We start from the raw sequence: 18,942 nt of genomic DNA, 5'->3' as shown, positions 1-18,942 counted from the left end.
GGCGTCCGGCGGGCCGCCCGCCATGGGGGCGGGCCGCCGACCCGTATGGGGGGAAACCGTAACGCGCCCGGGCTAGCTCGTCACCGCCAGGGCGAGGGGCAGCACGGCCGGGGCTCCGGCGTGGCGGAGCAGCGCGGCCCCCAGCGTCATGGTCCAGCCGGTGTCGACGCGGTCGTCGACCAGCAGGACCGGGCCGCCCGCCTCGGCGACCGCCGCACCGAGGGCGGAGGGCATGGCGAGCGTGGCCCGGATGGCCTGGACCCGCTGGGCGCTGTTGAAGCGCTGCGCGGGCGGTCCCGCCCGGTAGCCCAGGTCGCCCAGGTAGGACAGGCGCCCGACCTGGGCCAGCCGCTCGGCCAGGCTGCGCACCAGCAGCGGGCGGGTGGCCGAGGGCACCGCGACCACCGCGACCGGGCGCTGCGCCCACTCCCAGGACGACAGCACGGTGACCACCGCGGCGAACACGTCGTCGGGGACCGGGCCGTCGGGGGCGCCCTCGGCCAGCAGCCCGCGCAGCCGGTTGCCCCAGCCGATGTCGGTGAGCCTGCCCAGGACCCGGCCGGGCTCGGCGCCCAGCTCGGGCTTGATCCGGCCCTTGAGGTCGCTCAGCCCGGTCGGCCACTGCCGGCGCGCCTCGATCTCCACGCCGGGCCGGTGCAGGCTCTCGGCGGCGCGCTCGACCGCGCGGGCCTCGACCTCGGACGAGCGGTGCGTCCCGGTGCAGTTGTCGCAGCGCCCGCACGGCGTGGCGGAGTCGTCGTCCAGCCGGCGGCGGAGGAACTCCTCGCGGCACCCGGTGGTGTCGAGGTAGTCGAGCATGGCCTTCTGCTCGGCCTCGCGCTCGGCGGCGACCCGGGCGTAGCGGTCCGCGTCGTAGTCCCACGGCTCGCCGGTGGCCTCCCAGCCGCCCTTGACCCGGCGCACCGCGCCGTCGACGTCCAGGACCTTGAGCATGCTCTCCAGCCGGGTCCTGCTGAGGTCGACCCGGCTCTCCAGGGCGGCGGTGGACATGACCCCGCCGTCGGCCAGCGCGGCCAGCACGGTGCGCACGACCTGCTCGGGGGGGAAGGCCAGCGAGGCGAAGTAGGACCAGATCTCCCGGTCCTCGGCACCGGGCAGCAGGATCACCTCGGCCCGCTCGACCCCGCGCCCGGCGCGGCCGACCTGCTGGTAGTAGGCGACCGGCGAGGGCGGCGCGCCGACGTGGACGACGAAGCCCAGGTCGGGCTTGTCGTAGCCCATGCCCAGCGCGGAGGTGGCGACCAGCGCCTTGATCTTGTTGTCGAGCAGCGCCTGCTCGGCGGCGAGCCGTTCGGCCTGCTCGGTCTGGCCGGAGTAGGCGGCCACCTCGTGGCCCTGCTCGCGCAGGTAGGAGGCGATCTCCTGGGCGGCGGCCACGGTGAGGGTGTAGACGATGCCGGACCCGGGCAGCTCGTGCAGGGTCTGGGCGAGCCAGGCCAGGCGCTGCTCGGCGCCGCGGAGCCGTACGACGCCCAGGTGGAGGCTCTCGCGCTCCAGCGGTCCGCGCAGCACGAGCGTCTCCTCGCCGAGCTGCTCGGCGACGTCGCGGGTGACGCGGGCGTTGGCGGTGGCGGTGGTGGCCAGCACCGGCACGCCCTCGGGCAGCTCCTCGAAGAGGGTGCGCAGCCGCCGGTAGTCGGGGCGGAAGTCGTGGCCCCAGTCGGAGATGCAGTGCGCCTCGTCCACCACGACCAGGCCCGCGCTCTCGGCGAGCTCGGGCAGGACCTGGTCGCGGAACTCGGGGTTGTTGAGCCGTTCGGGGCTGACCAGCAGCACGTCGACCGTGCCCTCGGCCACCTGCCCGTAGATCTGCTCCCACTCCTCGGGGTTGGCCGAGTTGACGGTGACCGCGTGGATCCCGGCCCGCTCGGCGGCGGCGATCTGGTTGCGCATCAGGGCCAGCAGCGGTGAGACGATGACCGTCGGGCCCTCGCCCAGCTCGCGCAGGAGCGCGGTGGCGATGAAGTAGACCGCCGACTTGCCCCAGCCGGTGCGCTGCACCACCAGGACCCGGCGCCGGTCCATGACCAGCGCCTTGATCGCCGACCACTGGTCGTCGCGCAGCCGGGCGTGCTCTCCGGCGAGCGCCCGCAGGCGCTCCTCGGCCTCCTGGCGCAGCATCTGCTCTTCGCTCACCGGTCATTGCTATCAGGTCCCGGTGACGGTTTCGTCCAGTCGCGCCGTCCGGCCGTGTACGGGCTCCGCCCTCAGCCGTGTGACCACGGAGCGGGGGCGCCGTCCGGCGGGCCCGGCGGCCGGGGCCGGACGGCATGCGCTCCGAGCGGGTCAGACCTCCTCGATCGTCGCGCACTCGCCTTCCCTCAGTGGGCTCTGATCGTCGGCATAGGCGTCGTACAGCCGGCCGTTGCCGCCGTCTGCGGGCCGGAAATCGGGGCGGTGGAAGCGGTCGGGAGAGTCGCACTCCACTCCCGCGGTCAGCCCGTCGATGCTCTCGCCCTCCCAGTGGCGCAGCCTGCCGCCGGGCTCGTCCCGCCAGAACTCGTGACGTGACTTGGTGTAGGCCATCACCCGGACGATGGGTCCGGTCCTGCCCGCGGGCCGGACCGCGTAGACGAACCGCGCCTCGTAGGTCACCACCAGCAGGGGGCCGACCTCCTTGTCCTTGCCCGGCCCCGCGGAGAGCCTCCCCTTCACCTTGACGACGTCGCCGACCAGCTCGGTCGTCCCCGGCGCGAAGCTGAACACCCAGCTCCTGGTGTCCTTCTTCTCGTCCTTGTGGTCGAGGTTCTTCAGGAAGAACCTGCGCTGCTCGGGGTCGAGCAGCCGGGCGTAGGCCTCGGGCTTACCGCCGAGCAGGCTCTGCTCGTCGAGGTAGGCGGCCTCCAGCAGGCGTCTGCTGGTCTTGTAGGCCGCGCGGACGTCCTTGGCCGGGAAACGTCCCACGGCCTCGGCCTCCGGGACCTCGATCCCGGCGATCCCCTCGGCGAACCCCTCCGAGGGGGATCCTTTGAACGGCGCGTCCTCGGTGATCACGGCCGGGTCCGCCATCGCCTCCTCTGCGGCCTTCCCCGCCGTTTCGATCACTCCGCAGCCGGTCAGTGCGCCCGCCAGGCACACGGCCGCGGCCATCCGTCTCAGTCCATGTCCACGCATCGTCGGATGATATTTGGTGTGATCTACACGGTTGCATCCGGATACGGGCACCGGCGAGGACGTGGTTTCATGAGGCTCACTATGGACGTCACCACCTGGTATCTCGAGCAGACCTCCCCCGCGGACCTGCGACCCGCCAAGCCCCCGGCGATCGACCTCGACATCGTGCGCGCCGAGGTCCCCTCCCCGGAGTTCAGCCGTTTCCTCTACACCGCCGTCGGCGGCGACTGGCAGTGGACCGACCGGCTGCCGTGGACCTGGCGGCAGTGGGCGGACTTCCTGGACCGGGGCGTGGAGACCTGGGTGGCCTACCACCGCGGCACCCCCGCCGGATACGCCGAACTGCTCCCGCAGGACGACGCGGCCGTCGAGATCACCTCCTTCGGCCTCCTGCCCTGGGCGATCGGCAGGGGCGCGGGCGGGCACCTGCTGGAGGCCGGTACGGCACGCGCCTGGGACCTGGCCGAGCGCCGACCGGACCGCGAACCGACCCGCCGGGTGTGGCTGCACACCTGCTCCCTGGACGGCCCGGCCGCGCTGGCCAGTTACCGGGCGCGCGGGTTCCGGGTCTACGACACGAAGACCGGCGTCCCCGGTGACGCGGACGAGGGCTCCACCCCCGGGCCCTGGCCCGGCGCCGGTCCGCGCGACCGCGGGTGACGACACGAGGACCGGCGTCCGCGCCGCGCCCGGCGGCACCGGTCCCCCGGCCCCGGCCGCGGCCGCCCCGCGGAGCCGCCGCGGCCGCGGATGACGGCCGGGCGCGGCGGCCGGCTTCGGCGTTGAAGTCGCGGGCACCCCTTGTTCTTCGGCACAATGTTCGATATGGCCCGACGGACGACCACACCCCCCGCTGACGAGGACTTCGAAGAGCGGATCGTCGACATCGACGTTTCCGCCGAGATGCGCACCAGCTTCCTCGAGTACGCATACTCGGTGATCTACCAGCGCGCGCTGCCCGACGCCCGGGACGGCCTCAAGCCGGTCCAGCGCCGCATCCTCTACTCGATGAGCGAGATGGGCCTGCGGCCCGACCGCGGGCACGTCAAGTCGTCACGGGTCGTCGGCGACGTCATGGGCAAGCTCCACCCCCACGGCGACACCGCCATCTACGACGCGCTGGTCCGCATGGCGCAGCCGTTCTCCATGCGGTTGCCGCTGATCGACGGGCACGGCAACTTCGGCTCCCCCGACGACCTGCCCGCCGCGATGCGCTACACCGAGGCGCGCCTGGCCGCCGCGGCCATGGCCATGGTGCAGTCGATCGACGAGGACACCGTCGACTTCAAGCCCAACTACGACGGCCAGGAGACCGAGCCCACGGTCATGCCGTCGGCGTTCCCCAACCTCCTGGTCAACGGCGCCACCGGCATCGCGGTCGGCATGGCGACCAACATGGCCCCGCACAACCTCGGCGAGGTCGTCGCCGCCGCCCGCCACCTGATCAAGAAGCCGGACGCCACGCTCGAGGACCTGATGCGGTTCGTCCCGGGCCCCGACCTGCCCACGGGCGGCACGATCATCGGGCTGGACGGCATCCGCGACGCCTACGCCCGCGGCCGGGGCACCTTCCGGATGCGCGCCAGGTGCGCGGTCGAGCAGGTCAGCCCCCGGCGCAAGGGCATCGTCGTCACCGAGCTGCCGTTCAACGTGGGCCCGGAGCGCGTGGTCACCAAGATCCGCGAGCTGGTCACGGCCAAGAAGCTGCACGGCATCTCCGACCTGAAGGACCTCAGCGACCGCCACCGCGGCCTGCGGCTGGTCATCGAGATCAAGAACGGCTTCATCCCGGAGGCCGTGCTGGAGGAGCTCTACCGGCTGACGCCGATGGAGGAGACCTTCGGCATCAACAACGTGGCGCTGGTCGACGGCCAGCCCCGCACGCTCGGGCTGCGCGAGCTGCTCCAGGTCTACGTGGACCACCGCCTCGACGTGGTCCGCCGGCGCTCGGCCCACCGCCGCCGCAAGCGCGAGGAGCGCCTGCACCTCGTCGAGGGCCTCGTCATCGCCCTGCTCAACATCGACGAGGTCATCCGGGTCATCCGTTCCTCCGACGACTCCGCCCAGGCCCGCGAGCGCCTGATGGCGGCCTACGAGCTGTCGGAGATCCAGGCCGCCTACATCCTCGACACCCCGCTGCGCCGGCTGACCCGCTACGACAAGCTGGAGCTGGACCGGGAGCAGGAGACCCTGCGTGAGGAGATCGCCGAGCTGACCGCGATCCTGTCCTCGGAGGACCGGCTGCGCAAGGTCGTCTCCGACGAGCTCGCCCAGGTGGCCAAGACCTACGGCACCCCCCGCCGCACGGTCCTGCTGGAGGCCTCCGGCGCCCCCCGGAAGACCGCGGCGCCGCTGGAGCTGGAGGTGCCCGACGACCCGTGCCTGGTCCTGTTCTCCTCCACCGGCCTGCTGGCCCGTACGGCCGACGCCTCTCCGCTGCCCCGTGAGGGCGGACGGTCCCCCCACGACGTGCTGGTCTCCGCGGTGCGGAGCACGGTCCGGGGCGAGGTGGGCGTGGTCACCAGCCAGGGCCGGATGATCCGGGTCCAGGTCGTGGACCTGCCGACGCTCCCTCCGTCGTCGGATCCGCCGTCCCTGTCCGGCGGCCACCCGGTCTCCGAATACGTCGCGCTGAACCCCGGGGAGACGGTCGTGGGCATCGGCTCCCTCGACCCCGACGGGCCCGGCCTGGCGCTGGGCACCGCTCAGGGCGTGGTCAAGCGGGTCGTGCCCGACTATCCGGCCAACCGCGACGATTTCGAGGTCATCGGGCTCAAGGACGGCGACACCGTGGTGGGTGCGACGGAGCTGACCTCCGAGGAGCACGATCTGGTCTTCATCACCTCCGACGCCCAGCTCCTGCGCTTCTCCGCCTCCATCGTGCGGCCCCAGGGCCGCCCGGCGGGCGGCATGGCCGGCGTCCGGCTGGACGGGGGCGCCCGGGTGATCTGGTTCGGTGCCGTGGATCCGGCTCTGGAGTCCAGGGTCGTGACGATCGCCGGTTCCTCCACCGCGCTGCCCGGCACCCAGACCGGTGGAGTCAAGATCTCCGACTTCGCCGAATACCCGGCGAAGGGCCGCGCCACCGGCGGCGTCCGCGCCCAGCGGTTCCTCAAGGGCGAGGACGTGCTGCTGCTCGCCTGGGCGGGCCCCGGACCGGCGCGCGCCGTCTCGGCCACCGGCAAGCCGGTCCCGCTCCCCGAAGAACTCGGCCGCCGGGACGGCTCCGGCCTCCGCCTCACCCACGCGGTCGCGGCCGTGGGCGGCTCCCTGGGGTCCTCGCCGGACTCCTCCGCCGCCGCCGATGCCGCCGGACGGGACCCACAGGCGGCCGGCTAGATCCGCGCTCCCGGGTCGTGGAAGGCACGCAAGCGCCTCAGGCGACCCGGGAGCCCCGTCACGGCCTCACGCCACGCAGAGGCAGAACGGATGACCGGCCGGATCGAGATACACGCGGAACGAGCCGCTCTCGTCCGGCTGGTGCGTGTGCTTGACCGCGCCCAGCGCCAGGACGGCCGCCTCGGCCTCGTCGAGGTCGTCCACGGTCAGGTCCAGGTGGAGTTGCTGGGGCCGGGCGGGATCGGGCCAGTCCGGCGGCTGGTGGTCCGGCGCCTTCTGGAACGAGATGCGCTCCGACTCCCCGGCTCCGCTGATGGTCACCCAGTCGTCCTCGACCGTGGTGATCTTCCAGTCGAGGAGCGCGCTGTAGAAGTCGGCCAGGCGATTAGGATCCGGACAGTCGAGGACGACGGCCCGCATGCGTGCGATTCCCATGGTTCCTCCCAGGACGTCACCGGTGAAAACCTCATGACGGTGTTGCACATGGTCGGAACCTCCCTTCCCCCGGACCATCGGATCATGCACGACCGATCAGGCCGGCGATCCCTGGAGGGCGGACCTGATGGCCGCCAGCAGCTGCCGCGGCTCACCGGCCTCCCAGAAACGGACGATCCGGGCGACTTCCTCGTCCGGCCGGAACTCGCCGCCGCCTCCCGGACCGAAGCATCCGACGTCCGCGAGGGCCGTCAGGAGCGGATCGTCCTCGCCGAGCGCCTCCACATAGACCGTCGCGTCCAGCAGCGCCAGCGCCGAGCGCGCGTTGCGCCCCCCGTCACGGGGCTCCACGCGGTCCAGCTTCTTCCTGGCCTGGGTGCGCAGGTATCCGGCGAGGGATTCGGTTCTGCTCATGGCCCTTCCCGAGATTCTCTACTTTGCGTCAGAGCATCATCACCTAAAGTGATCTGCGATGGCGCGATCTTAGCCGAGAAGACCGGGAGTGGGACCCCGGAAACCTCGATGAAACGGACATGAGGGATCATCGACGTTGTTGATTTCACTGACCGAGGGGTGTGCCTGTGAGTGCGTTCGACGACCTGCTGACCGCCAACGAGAAGTTCTCCGCCGCGTTCACCGACGCGGAGCTGACCGGCAAGGCGGCCCGGGGACTGGCCGTCGTCACCTGCATGGACTCGCGTATCGACCCGCTGGGCGTGTTCGGCCTGAAGCCCGGTGACGCCAAGATCCTGCGCAACGCCGGGGCCCGGGTCACCGACGACGTGCTGCGGACGCTCGTCCTGGCCGTCTATCTCCTGGGCGTGAACCGGGTGCTGGTCATGCCGCACACCGACTGCGGCATGTCGAAGGTCACCGACGACGACGTGCACGGACTCGCCGCCCAGCACGGCGTCGACACCCGCAGCCTGGAGTTCCACACGGTCCCCGACCAGGACGCCGCGCTCCGCCACGACCTGGTCAGGATCAGGACCAGCCCCTTCCTGCCGGAGAGGCTGCCCGTCGGCGGCGCCATCTACGACGTCCGCACCGGGAAGCTCGTGCCGGTCGAGCTGTGAGTCCCGCTTCGCCTGGAAGGCCGCTGCGGCCTTCCAGGCGGCTCAGGCGTCGATGTGGTCGCGGTCGACCTCGGCCGCACTGCCGACGATGAACTCCCGCCGCGGGGCCACGTCGCTGCCCATGAGAAGGTCGAAGATGCGCTCGGCCTCCTGGACGTCCTCGATCCGGACCCGGCGCAGGGTCCGGTGCCGGGGCTCCATGGTCGTCTCGGCCAGCTGGTCGGCGTCCATCTCGCCCAGGCCCTTGTAGCGCTGGACCGGGTCCTTCCACCGCTTGCCGCGCCGCTCGAGGTCGCGCAGCACCCGGTGGAGCTCGGCGTCGGAGTAGCAGTAGACGTACTTCTCCTTGCCCCGCCCCGGGTTGGTGATCTCGATCCGGTGCAGCGGCGGGACCGCCGCGAAGACCCGGCCGGCCTCGACCAGCGGCCGCATGTAGCGGTGGAACAGGGTCAGCAGCAGGCAGCGGATGTGCGCACCGTCGACGTCGGCGTCGGCCATCAGGATGACCTTGCCGTATCGTGCGGCCTCGAGGTCGAACGACCGGCCGGAGCCCGCTCCGATGACCTGGATGATGGCGGCGCACTCGGCGTTCTTGAGCATGTCGGCGACGGACGCCTTCTGCACGTTCAGGATCTTGCCGCGGATCGGCAGCAGCGCCTGGAACTCCGAGTCGCGCGCCGCTCGGGCGGTGCCCAGCGCCGAGTCGCCCTCGACGATGAACAGCTCGCTGCGGTCCACGTCGTCGCTGCGGCAGTCGACCAGCTTGGCCGGGAGCGCGGAGTTCTCCAGGGCGGTCTTGCGCCGCTGGTTGTCGCGGTGCTCACGGGCCGCGATGCGGGCCTTGGCCGCCGCGGTGATCTTCTCCAGGACCGCGCGCAGCTGCGGCTTGAGCGTGCGGGAGGGGTTGGTGAAGAGCTCCTTGAGCTCCCGGGAGACGATGTGGGAGACGATCCTGCTGGCCGCCGCCGTGCCCAGGACCTCCTTCGTCTGCCCTTCGAACTGCGGCTCGGGCACCCGGACGGTCACCACGGCGGTGAGCCCCTCCACGATGTCCTCGCGGGTGACCGGCGCGTCGTTGCTCTTGAGCAGGCGGGTCTCCCGGAGCTGCTCGTTCACCGTGCGCACCAGGGCCCGCTCGAAACCGGTGACGTGGGTGCCGCCCTTCGGCGTGGCGATCACGTTGACGAAGGAGCGGACGGTGGCGTCGTAGCCCTTGCCCCAGCGCAGCGCCACGTCCACGGTGAGCTCGCGCTGCACCTCGGTGGAGGTCATGTGGCCCAGGTCGTCGAGGACCGGGACCGTCTCGTGGAAGTGGCCGACCCCCTGCAGGCGCAGCACCTCGCAGACGGCCTCGTCGCGGGCGAGGAAGTCGGTGAACTCGGAGATGCCCCCGTCGAAGCGGAACTCCTCCTCGGAGGGCTCCTCGCCGCGGCTGTCGCGCACGGACAGGGTGAGTCCCGGCACGAGGAACGCGGTCTGGCGGAGGCGGACGTGGATCTCGTCGAGGGAGACCTCGGCCTCGGGCAGGAAGATCTGGCGGTCCGCCCAGAACCGGACGCGCGTGCCGGTGACGTCGCGGGCGAGCGGGCCGCCGTCGCGCAGTCCCGACTTCTTCTTGAACTTGGCGGTGGGCCCGTCGCCGTCGAAGACCCCGGGGACGCCCCGGCGGAAGCTGATCTCGTGGATCCGGCCCTCGCGGTCGACCTCCACGTCGAGCCGGGAGGACAGGGCGTTCACCACGGAGGCGCCGACGCCGTGCAGACCTCCGGAGGCGGCGTAGGAGCCGCCGCCGAACTTTCCGCCCGCGTGGAGCTTGGTGTAGACGAGCTCCACGCCGGCCAGGCCGCTCTTGGGCTCGACGTCGACCGGGATGCCGCGACCGTTGTCGCGGACCTCTATCGAGCCGTCGGGGTGGAGCTCGACCTCGATGCGCGTGCAGTGACCCGCCAGCGCCTCGTCGACCCCGTTGTCCACGATCTCCCACAGGCAGTGCATGAGACCGCGGCTGTCGGTGGACCCGATGTACATGCCCGGGCGCTTGCGGACGGCTTCGAGCCCTTCCAGCACCGACAGATGACGGGCCGTATAACCCGCCTCCGTGCTAACTGCGGTCACACCCACTCCCACTCTGCTCGAACACGTGTGCGCAGCTTACCGTTCTTCCCGCCGCGGCGCGTCCCAGCTTGCCAGCAGGGGCCGGGCCGCGTTACCCCCCGCGAGATCTCCGTCACTCCCGGCGGCATTCCGCTCTCGGCGTACTCGCAGGTCGATTGGGAACGTCCGCATCCGGTTAGATGTTGTCTCAAGTGACTGACGCCCGATCCCCCACGTCGGGGATGACCCGAAAGGCGATACGTGACTGGAGCTCTCGCCCCCGCCAAGCCGTTGACGGCCACGGACCGCTGTGACCGGTGCGGCGCCCAGGCTTACATCCGCGCCACCCTTCCTGTCGGTGGGGAGCTGCTGTTCTGCGCCCACCACGGGCGGCAGCACGTAGCCGTGCTGAGAGACAAGGGTGCCGACATTCAGGACGAGTCGGCACGTCTCAGCGCGACCCCCTCGACCGCCGACAACGACGAAAGATAAGGGTCCTCGTTTCATCGGACCCGATAGTGATATCGGGCCGACACCGTGAAACCCAGCCGCTCGTAGAGTGACCGGGCCGCGGTGTTGGCCTCCACCACACATAGATACGCATGCCGAGCGCCCTGCTCCCGCCCGTGCGAGAGCAGGGCGCTCAGTATGCGCCGCGCATGGCCCTTCCTCCGCGCGTGCGCCGCGGTGGCCATGCAGTAGACGCCCAGCCATTCCCCCTGGACGACGCCCCGCCCCACCGCCTCCACCCCGAGGGAGCCGTAGACGGCGGGCACGCCGGTGAGGATGCGGCGAGCCGTCTCCCGGGCCTCGCCGCCGCCCCTGCCCGGCGTAGAACTCCTCCGCCGCGTCCACGGCCGCCTCCAGGTCCCCCCGGCTTCCGAGCGGCAGGACCGAATTGGCCCGTTTGGTGACCCCGGCCGCAGTGCGCAGCGTCCATCCGCCGGAGTCCGTCCGGCCGAGGGCCGGCCACGCCCGGTCGACCAGGCGGTCGAACACGTCGTCCGTCATGATCCAAGATCATATATTCTGCCCGCCGCCTCCCGCTCCCGGGTACCGCGCTCCCCCGGCCCGGTGACCCCCGGCAGGCCCCTAAGCTCGGGAACCGTGCTGATTCTGCTGCCTCCCTCGGAGGGCAAGGCCGCGGCGGGCGACGGCCCCGCCCTGGACCTGGCCTCCCTGAGCTTCCCGTCCCTGCCCCGGCAGACCGTCCTGGAGGCGCTGACCGCACTGTGCGAGCGGCCGGAGGCCCGAGCCGTGCTCGGCCTGTCGGAAGGCCAGGCCGGTGAGATCGCGAAGAACCTGCGGCTGCGGACCGCGCCCGCGCTGCCGGCCGCCGGGCTCTACACCGGAGTGCTCTACGACAACCTCGGCCTCGCCTCCCTGTCCCCGGAGGCCGCCGGGCGGGCGGCGGAGAGCCTGCTGATCTTCTCCGGCCTCTGGGGACTGCTCCGGATCACCGACCGGGTTCCGCCGTACCGGCTGTCCATGGCGGTGAGGCTCCCGCCGATCGGCGGACTGGGCGCCTTCTGGCGCCGTGCGCTCACCCCGGTGCTCGACGCCGAACCGGGCCTGGTCGTGGACCTGCGCTCCAGCACCTATGCGGCGGCCTGGCAGCCGGGCGGCCGGGGGGTGGCGGTGCGGGTGCTCAAGGACGGGAAGGTCGTCAGCCACATGGCCAAGGCCACCCGGGGTGTGATCGCCCGCAGCCTGCTGGAGGGCGGCGCCGACCCGCGGACCCCGGAGGAACTGGCCAAGGTCCTCGGCGATCTCGGCCACGTGGTCAGGCTCGGGCCCGCGCCGGGCGGCAGGCGCCCGTGGACCCTGGACGTCCTGGTGTGACGACGGCTGGAACCGCCGGAGGGGACTCCCCGCGAGGACGGGGGATCCGCCCGCTCCTGAAAGCACCGGCCGGGTGCGACACCGGAGAGAGGGTCCGCGCCGGTCGGCGCGGACCCTCTCGTCGCGGAGATCCGCGGGATCGCCGCGGTGGTCCACCACGGCGATCCCGGAGACGGGGACCTAGTCCAGGTAGTCGCGCAGGACCTGGGACCGGGACGGGTGACGGAGCTTGGACATGGTCTTCGACTCGATCTGGCGGATGCGCTCGCGCGTCACCCCGTAGACCTTGCCGATCTCGTCCAGGGTCTTCGGCTGGCCGTCGGTGAGGCCGAACCGCATGGAGACCACGCCCGCCTCGCGCTCGGACAGCGTGTCCAGGACGGAGTGGAGCTGCTCCTGCAGCAGCGTGAAGCTGACCGCGTCCGCCGGGACGATGGCCTCGGAGTCCTCGATGAGGTCACCGAACTCGCTGTCGCCCTCCTCGCCCAGCGGGGTGTGGAGGGAGATCGGCTCGCGGCCGTACTTCTGGACCTCGATGACCTTCTCGGGGGTCATGTCGAGCTCGCGGGCCAGCTCTTCGGGAGTCGGCTCGCGACCGAGGTCCTGCAGCATCTGCCGCTGGACGCGGGCCAGCTTGTTGATGACCTCGACCATGTGGACCGGGATGCGGATGGTCCGCGCCTGGTCGGCCATGGCCCGGGTGATCGCCTGCCGGATCCACCACGTGGCGTAGGTGGAGAACTTGTAGCCCTTGGTGTAGTCGAACTTCTCGACCGCCCGGATCAGGCCCAGGTTCCCCTCCTGGATCAGGTCCAGGAAGAGCATGCCGCGACCGGTGTAGCGCTTGGCCAGCGAGACCACCAGGCGGAGGTTGGCCTCCAGCAGGTGGTTCTTGGCCCGGCGGCCGTCCTCGGCGATCCACTCCAGCTCTGCGCGGACGTCCACCGGCAGCTTGTCGCCGTCGGTGCCCAGCTGCTCCTCGGCGAACAGGCCCGCCTCGATGCGCTTGGCGAGCTCGACCTCCTGCTCGGCGTTGAGCAGGGGGACCTTGCCGATCTGCTTGAGGTAGTCCTTGACCGGGTCGGCCGTGGCTCCGGCGGCGGCGACCTGCGCCACGGGGGCGTCGTCGTCGTCGTCGGAGAGGATCAGCACCTCTTCCTCGCTCTGCGGGGCGGCCACGTCGGCGGCGACCTCGGGCTTGGCCTCCTCTTCGGCCTCGACCTCGGGCTCCGCCTCGACCTCGACGTCCTCGACCTCCACCTCGAGGTCGAAGTCCTCGATCTCGACGTCCTCGAGGTCGAGCTCCTCCTCGTCCTCCCCGGCGGCCTTCGGCTTCGGGTCGGCCTTGGGTGCGAGCGTCTCGGGGCCGGCGCTCTTGGCGGGTCCCGAGGAGGGCTTCTTCGCGGCAGGGGCGGCCTTCTTGGCCGGAGCCGCAGGCTTCTTGGGCGCAGGGGCCGGTGCGGGCTCGGAACCGCCGACGACCGCGGTGACGGTCTCCGGCTGCTCCTTGGCCGCCGCGGCTGCGGTCTTGGTCTTCTTTACCGGGGCGGGCGCGGCGGGGGTCCGGCGCTTGGCCGGGGCCTTGGGCTTCTTGGGGCCCGCGGAGTCCTCGGCGGTCAGCCGTACGATGATGCCCTCTTTGCTGAGGTTGCGCAGGATTCCAGCGACCTGCGCCATCGGAATGTCCGCTTCCTCGACGGCCTTGCGGACATCCTCGGACTCGAGGAACCCCTGCGAGCGCCCCCGCTCCATCAGCTGCTGAATGACGGGCTCGTTCAGCTCGGATGGCTTCGAGCGAGTCGAACTTGCAGGCGACACGAACACCTCTCGAAGGAAAGCGTGACGAGAATGGACTCAGATGCCCGCTAGGGGCGGATGCCTCTAGTGGTGCTCAGAGAGGCCGCACGAACCGCGACGCACCTGCCCAGCATTCTGACATGACACCGTGATCCAAACGGCCGCCTCCTGGCGGTTGCCCTCCACCCTAGGCCGACGAAGACAGTAGTGCGTACGGAAGCGGGGCACCGATATCCGAAAGCAACCCTTATGACTGTTTCATTCAGTCACTCTTCGTGGTTGGCGGGACATGAATTGCAAGTACCGTGACGTCGTCATCCTGCTCATACCCCGCCAGCATGCGATCCACCAGGAAATCCAACAACATATGGGGACTACTGACAACTTCCGGCGGCGCTTCGGTAACGACCGAGCAAAGCTCCGCGAGCCCGGCGTCCAGCCCGCGCTTGCGGTTCTCCACCAGGCCGTCGGAGTACAGGACCGCGGTGTGGCCCGGCGGGACGCAGAACCTGAACTGCCGCCGGCTCGCCGGCCAGCCGAGCGGAGTGCCCGGCTCCCCGTCGCACAGCAGCGGCATGCCCTGAGGTGAGACCAGCAGGGGCGGCGGGTGCCCGGCCAGCGCCAGCGTTCCCTCGCCCGTCCCGGGTTCGACCACCATGTAGGCGAGGGTGGTAACCTGCTCCTCCTCCTCGGTCGCCTCGAAGACGCGGTCCAGACCGGTGAGCACGGCGGCGGGCGGCGGGTTGGTCAGAGCCAGGGCCCGCATCGCGTTGCGGATGCGGCCCATCCCCGCCGCGGCCTTGACGCCCTTGCCCATGACGTCACCGACCACGGCCGCGACCCGGCCGTCCTGCAGGACGAACGCGTCGTACCAGTCGCCGCCGACCTGCACGTGGCGGCTGCCCGAGCGGAACCGCTGGGCCAGCATGAGCCCGCGGACCACCGGCAGGCGGTCCGGCAGCAGGCTCCGCTGGAGCGTCTCCGCGGTGCGGTGCTCCCGCTCGAACAGGGTGGCCCGCTCGACGGCGAGCGCGCACTGCCCGGCGAGGGCCTCCAGGAAGACGCCGTCCTCCTGGGAGATCTTCTGAGGACGGGTGAAGGCGAACCGCAGCGCGCCCAGGGCGCGGCCCGCGGCCAGCAGCGGCAGGCCCACCCAGGCCCGCTCGTCACCGTGGGAGAGGAAGCCGTCGATCGCCTCCTCGTCGGCGCCGGCGTCGACCAGCTGGGCCCGCAGGCTCTCGGGCGACTCGGCGAAGACCGGACGGCGGCTGTTCACCGCCATGGTCATCACGCTGGAGTGCGCGAGCGGGATCTCCTCGCCCGGCGCGCCCGGGACGTCGGGGATGCCGCCGTTGTTGACCAGCTTCAGCACCGACCGGTCGGAGTCGAGCAGCGCCACGGCCGACCGGTCGGCCGCCAGCGCCGTACGGCCCACGTCGATGATGACCTGGACGACCTGCTCCACCGTGAGCGCCTCGGCCAGCTGGGCCGTGGCGCCCTGCAGCCGTGCCGTGCGCAGGGCCGCGGCACCGAGCTGGTCGGTCAGCCGGCCGCGCATCTCCTCGGCCTCGCGCTGCGGGGTGACGTCGGTGTTCGCCCCGACCCACTCGACCACCCGGCCGTGCCGGATGATCGGTACGGCGCGCACCTCGAAGTAGCGGTAGCCGCTCGCCCGGGTGCGGACCCGGTAGCTCCACTCGAACATGGTCCGGCCGCGCAGGGCCTCACGCCACGCCTCCTCGGTGTGCGCGCGGTCGTCCGGGTGCACGGCCTCCAGCCAGCCGCCCGCGAGGTATTCCTCCAGCCCCTGACCGGTGATGGCGCGCCACTGCGGCGCGTCCTCCCGGACCGCGCCGTTCGGGGCGGTGATCCACACGAGCTGCGACTGCGCCTCGACCAGCGACCGGTAGCGCTCCTCGCTGCGCCGCAGGTTCTCCTCGACCAGCCTGCTCTCGGTGACGTCGACGCCCACCAGGCAGACCGCGCGGAACACGCCCTCGTCGTCGTGGACCGGCGAGAAGGTCAGCGACCAGTGACGGGTCTCCCCGTCGGCCGTGCGCACCCGGACCCGCTGGTCCCTCTCGGATCCGGCGCCCTCGACGACGGCGCGGACCGCCCCCTCGACCAGCGCGGTGAGGTCGGCGGGGAGCAGCTCACCCGGGGCGTGGCCCACCAGCCGCTCGGCGGGCAGGCCGACCATCTCGGCGAAGACCTCGTCCACCCGCTGGAACCGGCCGTCGGGGTCGAGGAAGGCGAAGGCGAACGGCGACTGAGACAGCAGGCCCTGCAGCAGGCCGGAGTCCGAGATGTCCACACCCGACTCCCGGGGACGGGGCACGGAGGTTTCGGCGCTCATGGTCGGCACCTCCGTCGCGTGCCATGGTCTCCCACGAGGCACATCTCCAAACTTGCGAATTGTCGTAGTGCAGCTCCGGAGACCGGATCCTGCAGTACATCATCGGCGATGGGCGCCTGCGGGCGGAAGTCCCGCCCATGATGCGACGAACCTCCCCGGCCCGAGGACCGGGGTCTCCACGTTAACGCGACGGGGTTCCGGCGGGAGAGGAGATCCCCGCCTCCCCGCGGCCGACGGACCGGCAGCCGGGACCCGTGGACGCCGGATCCGCGCGGGAACACGGATCCCGCGGGTCTCCCGCCCCCGTCACCGCGGGAGACGACGGGGCATCCATCACCCCCGCCACCCCTTCCACACGCCCCGGTCGTCACCGTCGGCGCGTTCAAGCGTTCGCGGCCAGGACCCTAGCAGGATCGAGCCGGACCGTCCCGACAACTGCCCACCTCGCCTCCGCCGTCTCCTACCGGCAAGATCAGCCTACTGATTCCCGCCCGTTTTGGCTGCCCCTTCGCGGACACGTTCTTTACTTTCCCTCCCCCGAGGGCAGTCAATGATGAAGTCAGCTTGCCCGCCCCCCTCCGGAAGGCTTGACACCGGCGCGATAAGTTGTGGAATGAAAACGCACGTCCCCGCCGTCCACCCGGGGCCACGCCCCCGGTAACCCGGAGGAATGTGACATCCATGCCCGCTCTCGCCACCCGCTCCACCAGTGGTACGACCGCATTCCACGAGTCCCTGAGCAGTCGGCTGGCCGCCGAGTTCCTCACCGTCCCCCCCGGCACCGTCGACCGCTGCGTGGCCGATGTCCGCGCCTGCACCGAGCATCTCGGTGTCGAGGCCACCCCCGAGGTCGTCGAACGGGTCGCCCGCGAACACCTGCTCGCCATCGTCAACTCCGCGCCGCCGCCGCGAAGTCCCCGGTAACATCGGGATCACCGAGCCGCGTTCCGCGCACCCATCGGCTCGGGGACGCGAGAAGGTTGGAACGTGAGCGAGCGCAGCGAGCGAGCCAAGAGACACAGCAGCCTTCGCTCATGCGCACCCCCCGCCGCAGGCGAGGAGCCCCGCATGAGCGAGCGCAGCGAGCGAGCCAAGAGACACAGCAGCCTTCGCTCATGCGCACCCCCCGCCGCAGGCGAGGAGCCCCGCATGAGCGAGCGCAGCGAGCGAGCCAAGAGACACAGCGGCCTTCGTTCATGCGCACCCCCCGCCGCAGGCGAGGAGTCCCGCATGAGCGAGCGATCCGGCGGGCCCGGCGGCCCGGGGTTCACCCGGTCGACGGAGGAGGCCGCTTGAACCGCCGACATCGCAGGGACCCGAGGGAGACCCACGCGCCCGACGAGGTCTTCTCCGAGATGCTGCTGGCCGCCCGTGAGCTGCTCGCGGTGGGCAGCCCCCTGGACGCCGAGCTGATGGTCTCCGACATGGTCGGCGCCTGGTGGGGGCGGCGGCTGCGGCGCGGAGACGCCGAGCAGGTCCTCGGCGAGGGGCTGGTCGACTACGCGGCCAAGGCCGGCTCCCCCGCCGCGCTGACCCTGCTGATCGCGCTTGCCTACCTGGGCACCGCCCGGCAGGCCGCCAAGGCCGAGGGTGCGGCGCTGGCGCTCATCGAACGCGACGTGGCCAGACCCCGCTGGGCCGACCGGCTGGGGGCGGTGAAACCGACCGGCTGCTACGTCTCCCGCGACGCCTACGGCGACCAGGACACCGTGGTCTGCACCTTCGGCTACCGCGGGGCGGACAGCGGCGAGGACCGGCACGCGCTGGTCATGGTCGTCGACTACAACATGCGGGGCATCGCCCGTGACGCGTGGGTCTCCTCCCACGTCGACAAGCTGCTGGAGCAGGCCAGGGCCGAGGCCGAGGCGAACCCGATGCTCCGGTTCGAGGAGATCGAGCCCCAGCAGGCCAGAGCCCTGCTGGAGTCGGCCATGAAGGCCACCGCCGAGTACGGCGACCGGAAGACGGCCGCGCCGGTCAGCGACAGCTACAGCGCCTACCACGCCTTCGCCCGCTCCCGGATCAAGGCGCTGCCCCCGGGCCGCAAGCGCCCGGCCCCGCTGCACAGCGAGGCTCCCTACAGCCGCGACCGCAGGGCGATGCTGGCGGCGGAGTTCCTCTCCTCGGACGCGGCCGAGCACCTGTCAGATCCCTCGGCCGCCTCCCGCTGCGCCGACCACATCATCGACTACGGCTGCGACCAGGACTTCGGCCGCCCGCTGCGGGTCAGCCCGACCAAGTGCGAGACGTTCCTGCTCGACTGGCTGCCGCGCAAGGTGATGCTGAGCCCCGCCGAGCAGGAGGCCGTGCCGTACGTCCTGTCGGCGTGGGCGCGCTTCACCGCGCCCCGCACCGGGCTGTCCGAGGAGGGGCTGCGGGCGACCCTCGACGGCATCTGGGAGGCCACGGCCCGCTTCCCGGAGACCTACCGCGATCCCACGACCTTCGGGCTGGACCGCGACCTGGTCGAGCGGCTGCTCCCGGACGGCGACCTGTCCGCGCTGGCCCGGCGGGTGTTCGCCTTCCCTTTTCTGCAGGGCGAGCACGGAGAGGTCAAGCTCGACCTGCTCAACCCCGCCGACGAGGGCGACCGGCGGATCCTGCTGGAGATCGACCACGCCGGCGAGCCCGGCCGGTTCGACCGCGACGAGCACCTGGCCTGGCACGAGGAGATCGCCGCACGGCTGTGGGAGGGGGACCCGCCGCAGCTGTGGGAGGCGGCGCAGCGGCTGCTGGACCTCGGCCACGACCGGCACGAGGTGCTGCACGTGCTGATCGAGATCGCCGAGCGGATCGGCGACGACCCGGAGGAGCTGGCCACCGCGCTCGATGACATCGCGGACATCCCCGACGGCCCCCCGCTGTAGG

General features: G+C 71.6%; 15 protein-coding genes and 1 pseudogene. 7 read left to right on the top strand and 9 right to left on the bottom strand.

What is annotated here, in order from left to right:
* Positions 1-72: 72 nt before the first annotated feature.
* Together IEZ06_RS10420 and IEZ06_RS10415 are read right to left on the bottom strand one after the other, a co-directional pair.
* Entirely contained in the window at positions 73-2,142 is a 2,070-nt protein-coding gene (locus IEZ06_RS10420; protein ID WP_189236539.1) for a RecQ family ATP-dependent DNA helicase, read from the bottom strand.
* A 165-nt stretch (positions 2,143-2,307) separates the two neighbouring features.
* Positions 2,308-3,135: a hypothetical protein gene (locus IEZ06_RS10415; RefSeq protein ID WP_189236465.1), complete on the bottom strand. Its 828-nt coding sequence runs from the start codon at positions 3,133-3,135 to the stop codon at positions 2,308-2,310.
* 69 nt (positions 3,136-3,204) lie between these two features.
* Between IEZ06_RS10415 and IEZ06_RS10410 the strand changes: the two genes are divergently transcribed.
* Both IEZ06_RS10410 and IEZ06_RS10405 read left to right on the top strand, forming a co-directional pair.
* Entirely contained in the window at positions 3,205-3,795 is a 591-nt protein-coding gene (locus IEZ06_RS10410; RefSeq protein ID WP_373293831.1) for a GNAT family N-acetyltransferase, read from the top strand.
* 165 nt (positions 3,796-3,960) lie between these two features.
* Complete coding sequence (locus tag IEZ06_RS10405; RefSeq protein ID WP_189236464.1) at positions 3,961-6,474, top strand: DNA gyrase/topoisomerase IV subunit A; 2,514 nt, start codon at positions 3,961-3,963, stop codon at positions 6,472-6,474.
* A 66-nt stretch (positions 6,475-6,540) separates the two neighbouring features.
* Here the strand turns inward: IEZ06_RS10405 and IEZ06_RS10400 are convergent, their stop codons facing one another.
* Both IEZ06_RS10400 and IEZ06_RS10395 read right to left on the bottom strand, forming a co-directional pair.
* Positions 6,541-6,909, bottom strand: coding sequence for a VOC family protein (locus IEZ06_RS10400; RefSeq protein ID WP_189236463.1), 369 nt, complete (start codon positions 6,907-6,909; stop codon positions 6,541-6,543).
* 96 nt (positions 6,910-7,005) lie between these two features.
* Positions 7,006-7,323, bottom strand: a complete 318-nt coding sequence (locus IEZ06_RS10395; protein WP_189236462.1) for a hypothetical protein — start codon at positions 7,321-7,323, stop codon at positions 7,006-7,008.
* Between the two features lie 167 nt (positions 7,324-7,490).
* Here IEZ06_RS10395 and IEZ06_RS10390 point away from each other — a divergent pair, with 167 nt between their 5' ends.
* Positions 7,491-7,985 carry a beta-class carbonic anhydrase gene (locus tag IEZ06_RS10390; RefSeq protein WP_189236461.1) on the top strand — a complete coding sequence of 165 codons (495 nt, stop codon included), beginning with the start codon at positions 7,491-7,493 and terminating at the stop codon, positions 7,983-7,985.
* A gap of 42 nt (positions 7,986-8,027) precedes the next feature.
* Here IEZ06_RS10390 and IEZ06_RS10385 read toward each other — a convergent pair whose 3' ends face one another.
* Positions 8,028-10,100, bottom strand: a complete 2,073-nt coding sequence (locus IEZ06_RS10385) for a DNA gyrase/topoisomerase IV subunit B (protein ID WP_189236460.1) — start codon at positions 10,098-10,100, stop codon at positions 8,028-8,030.
* A gap of 240 nt (positions 10,101-10,340) precedes the next feature.
* Here IEZ06_RS10385 and IEZ06_RS36200 point away from each other — a divergent pair, with 240 nt between their 5' ends.
* On the top strand, positions 10,341-10,571 hold the full coding sequence (locus tag IEZ06_RS36200) for a DUF7455 domain-containing protein (RefSeq protein WP_229797923.1): 231 nt from the start codon (positions 10,341-10,343) through the stop codon (positions 10,569-10,571).
* Between the two features lie 11 nt (positions 10,572-10,582).
* On the opposite strand, the gene IEZ06_RS36195 is transcribed toward IEZ06_RS36200, so the two are convergent.
* Positions 10,583-10,855, bottom strand: a complete 273-nt coding sequence (locus IEZ06_RS36195; RefSeq protein WP_203871869.1) for a GNAT family N-acetyltransferase — start codon at positions 10,853-10,855, stop codon at positions 10,583-10,585.
* 103 nt (positions 10,856-10,958) lie between these two features.
* A pseudogene (locus IEZ06_RS37845) lies at positions 10,959-11,090 on the bottom strand (GNAT family N-acetyltransferase, cg3035/Rv0428c family); the annotation flags it as partial.
* 96 nt (positions 11,091-11,186) lie between these two features.
* On the opposite strand from IEZ06_RS37845, the gene IEZ06_RS10375 reads away from it, so the two are divergent.
* Positions 11,187-11,921 (top strand): YaaA family protein, encoded by a 735-nt coding sequence (locus IEZ06_RS10375; RefSeq protein WP_189236459.1) that lies wholly within the window; start codon positions 11,187-11,189, stop codon positions 11,919-11,921.
* Positions 11,922-12,101: 180 nt separating this feature from the next.
* Here IEZ06_RS10375 and IEZ06_RS10370 read toward each other — a convergent pair whose 3' ends face one another.
* Both IEZ06_RS10370 and IEZ06_RS10365 read right to left on the bottom strand, forming a co-directional pair.
* On the bottom strand, positions 12,102-13,739 hold the full coding sequence (locus tag IEZ06_RS10370; protein ID WP_189236458.1) for an RNA polymerase sigma factor: 1,638 nt from the start codon (positions 13,737-13,739) through the stop codon (positions 12,102-12,104).
* A 241-nt stretch (positions 13,740-13,980) separates the two neighbouring features.
* Positions 13,981-16,074, bottom strand: coding sequence for a SpoIIE family protein phosphatase (locus tag IEZ06_RS10365; RefSeq protein WP_189236457.1), 2,094 nt, complete (start codon positions 16,072-16,074; stop codon positions 13,981-13,983).
* Between the two features lie 681 nt (positions 16,075-16,755).
* On the opposite strand from IEZ06_RS10365, the gene IEZ06_RS10360 reads away from it, so the two are divergent.
* Positions 16,756-16,998, top strand: a complete 243-nt coding sequence (locus IEZ06_RS10360) for a hypothetical protein (protein WP_189236456.1) — start codon at positions 16,756-16,758, stop codon at positions 16,996-16,998.
* Positions 16,999-17,429: 431 nt separating this feature from the next.
* The gene (locus IEZ06_RS10355) at positions 17,430-18,941 is read left to right on the top strand and encodes a hypothetical protein (RefSeq protein WP_189236537.1); all 1,512 of its coding nucleotides are present in this window, start codon (positions 17,430-17,432) and stop codon (positions 18,939-18,941) included.
* The last annotated feature ends 1 nt before the right edge of the window (position 18,942 follow it).

The sequence above is a fragment of the Planomonospora antibiotica genome (assembly GCF_014647955.1).
Taxonomy (GTDB): Bacteria; Actinomycetota; Actinomycetes; order Streptosporangiales; family Streptosporangiaceae; genus Planomonospora; species Planomonospora parontospora.
Note: the sequence above shows the minus strand (reverse complement) of the source record. Positions and strands in the feature narration are given on the sequence as shown.